The sequence below is a fragment of the Desulfosarcina sp. genome, from assembly GCF_033791525.1.
Classification (GTDB): Bacteria; Desulfobacterota; Desulfobacteria; order Desulfobacterales; family Desulfosarcinaceae; genus Desulfosarcina.
The window spans coordinates 1-5,791 of the sequence record NZ_JASJGN010000023.1 but is presented as its reverse complement, the minus strand read 5'-3'; the positions used below and the strand labels follow the sequence as shown (position 1 = coordinate 5,791).

4 protein-coding genes are annotated in these 5,791 nt (G+C 57.7%); all 4 read left to right on the top strand.

Annotated elements, in window-relative coordinates; all coding sequences use genetic code 11:
- Positions 1-369 precede the first annotated feature (369 nt).
- Positions 370-1,224 (top strand): hypothetical protein, encoded by an 855-nt coding sequence (locus QNK41_RS01020; RefSeq protein WP_319252841.1) that lies wholly within the window; start codon positions 370-372, stop codon positions 1,222-1,224.
- Positions 1,225-1,232: 8 nt separating this feature from the next.
- Entirely contained in the window at positions 1,233-2,456 is a 1,224-nt protein-coding gene (locus QNK41_RS01015; RefSeq protein WP_319252839.1) for a hypothetical protein, read from the top strand.
- A 188-nt stretch (positions 2,457-2,644) separates the two neighbouring features.
- Complete coding sequence (locus QNK41_RS01010) at positions 2,645-3,679, top strand: hypothetical protein (protein ID WP_319252837.1); 1,035 nt, start codon at positions 2,645-2,647, stop codon at positions 3,677-3,679.
- A gap of 17 nt (positions 3,680-3,696) precedes the next feature.
- Positions 3,697-5,791: PEGA domain-containing protein (locus QNK41_RS01005; protein ID WP_319252835.1), on the top strand; the 2,095-nt coding region annotated here is incomplete at its 3' end.

Here is a 5,791-nt window from a genome sequence, read left to right as displayed (position 1 = left end):
CCTTTTTCCTTTAGGGTGAAGACGCGTGCTATCGCCCGTAGTGAATGAGTTGATATATGATTTCCCGGCAATTGAGAGAGAAGCGTCTCTAAAAGGGATCAATGGATAAGTGTATCGGCTGCCGGATGAAACGGTAATCTGCTTTATTAAATGACGATATCATTGGATTGTCAAACGGATATTGCGTTTCTTGTCGCTTGACACGATTCGGTGAAAATCTTACATTACTAAGGATGTGATATTTATAATATTATTAATTGATTTCAGATTGTTAATTCAATGATCCAAAATCGTCATCGTCTTTTGAACCGGGAATATCGGACAGATGCCAAATCCGAGCATTTTTTTAGGCACGCGCTGGTTTTACAGATGATGATGGTTGTCGGCCTGTTCTCTCTGACGTCTGCGATACTGAACACAGTTCCCGTACCCGCTCATGCCGCGCCACCTGACGCCATCATAGACACTCTGGAAAATGCGCGCCGTGACCTTGAGATCAACATGGCCCTGGAAGACCGGATAGCGGGCAATTTAGAGCAGCTACAGCGAACCGGACAAACCCCTTGCGAGGTCATCACAGACTACGAAGCCTATCTGGCGCGCGTGCGCGCCATGGTGGCTGAAAACCGGCAACTGGTAGAGCAACTGGAACGACTTCATCTGCAGCGTACATACACGACATCGTCACAACAGGCATCGGAAGCCGAGGCGTTGCAGGAGATGATCGAGGCCCCGATTCCCGAAGCGGAGATGACGGGCGAAGTCACCGCGCTTGACCGGGAATTGAATGCGTCGCTGTCCGAATTTGACGATATGCTCCTGGAGGAGCTGAAACTGATTCGCGAAAAATCATCCCCGAAAATTGACGCCCTTGCGCAAGAAGCGGCCGAAGCGGCCGAACGTCTGCGGGAAAGGGGGATCGACATCGATGCAAATCCCTCGGAAATGAAATCCGATTCCCAGGAAGAATCCGAAAACCCGGCAACCGGCACAGCCTCCGGTGCAGTGAACCGGACGGGTGATTCCGATTCATCTGCAACAACGACAGGTCAAGCCGCCGATGGGGTTGAAGGCGACCGCCAAAAACGGACCGACCGATATGACGGCAGCGACGATGACATTGTCGCCCGGCAGTTGCGAGAAGCTGCCGAGCAGGAAACCGACCCCGTGCTGAAGGAAAAACTGTGGCAGGAGTACGAAGCCTACAAGCGGGGCGGGACGTGAAGGCCAAGATGAATAAGAGATGGGGATGTCTTTTGCTGCAATGGGTGGCGATCTCATGGCTCCTCGCCGGGTGTGCGTCGAGCACCTATCAAAAAGTCGGCCCCACGCCCATCATCCAGGCTGAAGAAGAGATCTCCCAGGAACAGTTGTTAGATGTAGGCATTGTGCCCTTCACATCAGACGAAATGACCGAGGAGGAAGCTGAAGACGAGGGAACCAACCCGGATATCCGCAAAGCGGAATCCCACTTTATGGCCTACCATCTGAAAAACACCCTCCACCAAAGCAGCCAATGGGGAGCCATCAGCGTTCTCCCGGCTTCAGAGGGTGACGTGGACGTGTTGATCGAGGGCAAAATTCTGGAGTCCAATGGTGAGACGCTCACCTTGAAAATCGATGCAGTAGATGCCTCCGGCAGGGTCTGGCTAAACAAAACCTACAGCGCTCAGGCGACCGAATTCTCCTACAGGGAAACCATCCCGGGCCGAAATGATGCATACCAGGACGTGTATAATGCTATCGCTAACGACATTGCCCAGTACCGGGGGGCGTTGGATGCGAACGCGGCACAAACGATCCGCACGATTTCGCGCTTGAAGTACGCTGAAGAATTGGCCCCGGAACCGTTCAGCCGATATCTCTCTGCAGATGGCAAAGACCAGGTGGAAATCAAACGCCTTCCGTCCGCAGACGACCCCATGATGGACCGCCTGCTCAAGATCAGGGGGCGAGAGACCATGTATGTGGACACACTGAACGAATACTACGACGTATTTTACAACGAGATGTGGACATCCTACGCAGAATGGCGCAAAATGAGCCTGACCGAACGCGAGGCCATGCGCAAAATCAAAAAGGAAGCAATGATGCGTAAGCTGGCTGGCATTTTAATGGTGGCCGGTGCGGTTGCCCTTGGGGCCGGAGACGTGGACTTCACCGGGCCCCTTCAAATCGGGCTGGCCGTTGCCGGCACCCAGGTCATCGTCGACGGGTTCAATGTTTCAAAACAGGCCGAGATCCACGCGGCGGCCCTCAAGGAATTGAGCGAATCGTTTGCCGGCGAAATGAAACCGGTCGTAATAGAATTTCAGGGCCGGCAATACGAGTTGACCGGATCGGCCGAAGAGCAGTTCCAAAATTGGCGTGACCTCCTGCGCAAGATCTACTATGCCGAAACCGGTTTCGCCCCTGCCCTCCCGCTGGATGAAACGAAAGACGATGCCGCAGATTGAAGCTTACCCGTCCGATGAATGCGCCGAACCCACCTGAACCGAGGCGACCCCTCACGCCGCCCGGCGACCGGTTGCCGGATCCTGTAGGGGAACCGGTACATTCCCTCTCATTTAAACCGCCTCTCGACGGTGCAAAACGACAATTCGTAAAGCAACCTAAAAACCTGCGGGGATGGGTTATCGCCGGCATGATTGTCCTGCTCGTCGCTGCGGGCGGATTGATCCTGCAGCATTTGCAGCAGCACCCGGTCGTACCGCAGACCACCGTCCCGCACGAGCATACACCGGAAACACCTGTTTCCCCGGACATTGCGGCGGTGCCCCCACCGATCGTTTCCGGCGAGCCAGAATCGCAAGTCTCGCAAGCCGAAACGGCACCGGAAGTGGTCCTGCCGGACCGGAATGCCGCCCCGGCGCCTGTCCCGATTCTCGAAGACGAAATGAAGCGCGAACCGGGCGGGCAGGCACCAGTTCTGGAAAAGGTGGCCGGCGGTAACGCCGCACAACCGGACCCGACCCGAAAGCGCTTCCGGGAATTGTTGTCCCTGGGGCTGGCGGCACTGCACCGCCGGCAATACCGGGAAGCGCGCGACACGCTGCAAAAAGCCGCAGCCATCGACCCCGAATCGGATGAGGTGCGGGAGGCCCTGACCCAGGTTGACCACGCGCTGAAGCTGGCGCAGTTGGATCGGCTACAACGACTGGCAACGGCCGCCGAAGGAAACGGACAGTGGTCAACGGCCCTTGAACAATATCTTGCCGCCTTAACAATCGACCCCAACGTCGGCTTTGCACTGCGAGGCCGGCAACGCACCATGCACCGCATCACCATCTCCAAGCGTATCGACTTTTACCTGAACCAACCCGAAACACTGTTCGATGACCGTCATTTGAGCAATGCCGTTCAACTTATGCTGGATGCGGAGAAAGTGGCACCCCAGGATCCCGATTTGGCGGCCGACCTGAAAAAACTCGATCAACTCATCACAGCGGCACAGACACCCGTACGCGTTACCATCACCTCGGACAACCAGACCGATGTGGTGGTCTACAAGGTGGGTCGTTTAGGTCGCTTTGAAGCCCATGACCTGCGCCTTCGCCCGGGGCCGTATACGGTAGTCGGGACCCGCGACGGATATCGAGATGTCAGGCTGAACGTCACCGTCAACCCCGGGGCAACGTCCCCGGTCGTGCATGTGGTTTGCAAAGAGGAGATCCGCTAACGCGTGTCGATCCACAAATGACTGAGAAAATAGAATCCAAATCCGAAACGCCCGAAGCAATCGAGCCAATCCCCTTTCGTCCTGCCGCCAGATCGCGGCGCCCGGGCCATACCAGGACCCTGAAATGGCTGCTCGCAGGTGCCGCCGGCGCAGTGATGATCTTTCTTTGTGCAGCGGCATGGTTCGTGTTTACCGCACGCCATGTGACCCTGGAGATTACCCCGCAGGCTGATCGGATAGAGATTGACGGAGGTTTGCCAACCCTTATTATCGGTTCCCACCACCTGATGCGTCCCGGTCGTTACACCCTGAATGCGGAGAAACAATGCTACCAGCCGCTGCAACGTGAATTCACCATAACCGATGCCGAAACGCAGTCGATTCGCGCAGCAATGATCCAGCTACCCGGCAAACTGGCGTTGGAAATCCACCCCGGCGGTGCGACGCCGGCTTCTCTGACCGGACTGAGGGTGTTTGTCGACGACGTGGCCTTGGCCGAGAGCACGATCAACCCCCTGGAAGTGCCGGCCGGAAGTCGACGAATACGGATCAGCGCGGATCGGCATCAGGACTATTCAGCCGACCTGGCGATCGAAGGCTGCGGTGTGCTGCAAACCCACCGGGCTGACCTTCTCCCCGACTGGTCGGCAGTCAGCATCAACTCGATACCAACCGGTGCGACGGTGGCCGTTGACGGAAAGGTCGAGGGCAAGACGCCGTTGCGCATGGAACTGACAGCGGGAACCTATGCTGTGGAACTGAGCCTGGCGGCCTATCAGGCCTGGCGGACCCGTCTGACCGTCCAGGCGGATCAGGCGATAGCCATCGAAGATGTCGTTCTGCAGCCGGCGGACGGCAGATTGACCGTCACCAGCACGCCGTCCGGTGCCACCGTGCTGGCCGGCACCCACTATGCCGGGCGGACACCGCTGACCATTGCCCTGTCTTCAAATGCCGAGCATACACTTCGGATTTCCAAGACCGGGTATACATCGTCAGAGCGACGGGTGACCCTCGAACCCGGGATGGACAAACGCCTCGCGGTGACGCTCGAGGCCAGGGAAGGTGTCGTCCGGTTCAGGGTAACACCGGCGGACGCCGAACTCGCCGTCGACGGCCGAACGATCGGCAGGCCCCCCGCCAACATGCGCCTGCTCGCCGTGGAACATCGTATTGTAATCAGCAAACCAGGCTACCAAACCCATCGCACACGCATCACCCCACGACCGGGATTTGACCAGGAAATCCGGATTGTGCTGAAAAAGGAGGGGGCTGCCACACCGACCCCCGACGGAAAAATCACCGCCGCCAACGGGTACACCCTGCAACTGATCCGTCCGCGGACCTTCACCATGGGGTCATCACGACGCCAGCAGGGGCGCCGCGCCAATGAGACGCTCAGGGCGATCAACCTCACACGGCCTTTTTTCATGGGGATTCACGAGGTAACCAACGCCCAGTTCAGACAATTTCAATCTGAACACCGATCGGGGGCGTTCAAAATGCAGTCCCTGAGCGGTCCCCGACAGCCGGTGGTCCAGGTGACCTGGGAACAGGCTGCCCTTTTTTGCAACTGGCTGAGCGCCAAGGAATCCCTCCCGCCGGTATATGAAAAATCGGGCAGCGGTGTTATTGTCGCAAAGCCGACGGGTGCAGGCTACCGGCTGCCAACCGAAGCGGAGTGGGAGTTTTGTGCACGCCTTCGAGACAACCGCGTCACCGCCAAGTATCCGTGGGGGGAGGGATTCCCACCGCCCGACCGTGCAGGCAATTTTGCCGACCGGTCCGCCCGGGACTTGCTCGCGACGACCCTTAAAGGCTACAATGACGACTACCCGGGTAGCGCACCGACGGGACAGTTCACGGCCAGCCCCCAAGGCCTTTTCGATTTGGCTGGAAACGTGGCCGAATGGTGCCAGGATTATTATTCCATATACAGTTATAAACCGAAGCAGGTCACCGTCAATCCAATTGGCCCCGCCGAAGGCCGGCATCGCATCGTCCGCGGATCGAGCTTCAAACACGCCGGCATCGGTGAACTGCGGTCGGCCTACCGCGATTACAGCGACGACAAACGCGACGACCTGGGTTTTCGCGTGTGCCGCTACGCAA

Bases quoted from the DNA above. Each gene is read 5' to 3' on its own strand.
- QNK41_RS01010 (WP_319252837.1), top strand. From the start codon at position 2,645: ATGATTGTCCTGCTCGTCGCTGCGGGCGGATTGATCCTGCAGCATTTG.
- QNK41_RS01015 (WP_319252839.1), top strand. From the start codon at position 1,233: ATGAATAAGAGATGGGGATGTCTTTTGCTGCAATGGGTGGCGATCTCA.
- QNK41_RS01020 (WP_319252841.1), top strand. From the start codon at position 370: ATGATGATGGTTGTCGGCCTGTTCTCTCTGACGTCTGCGATACTGAAC.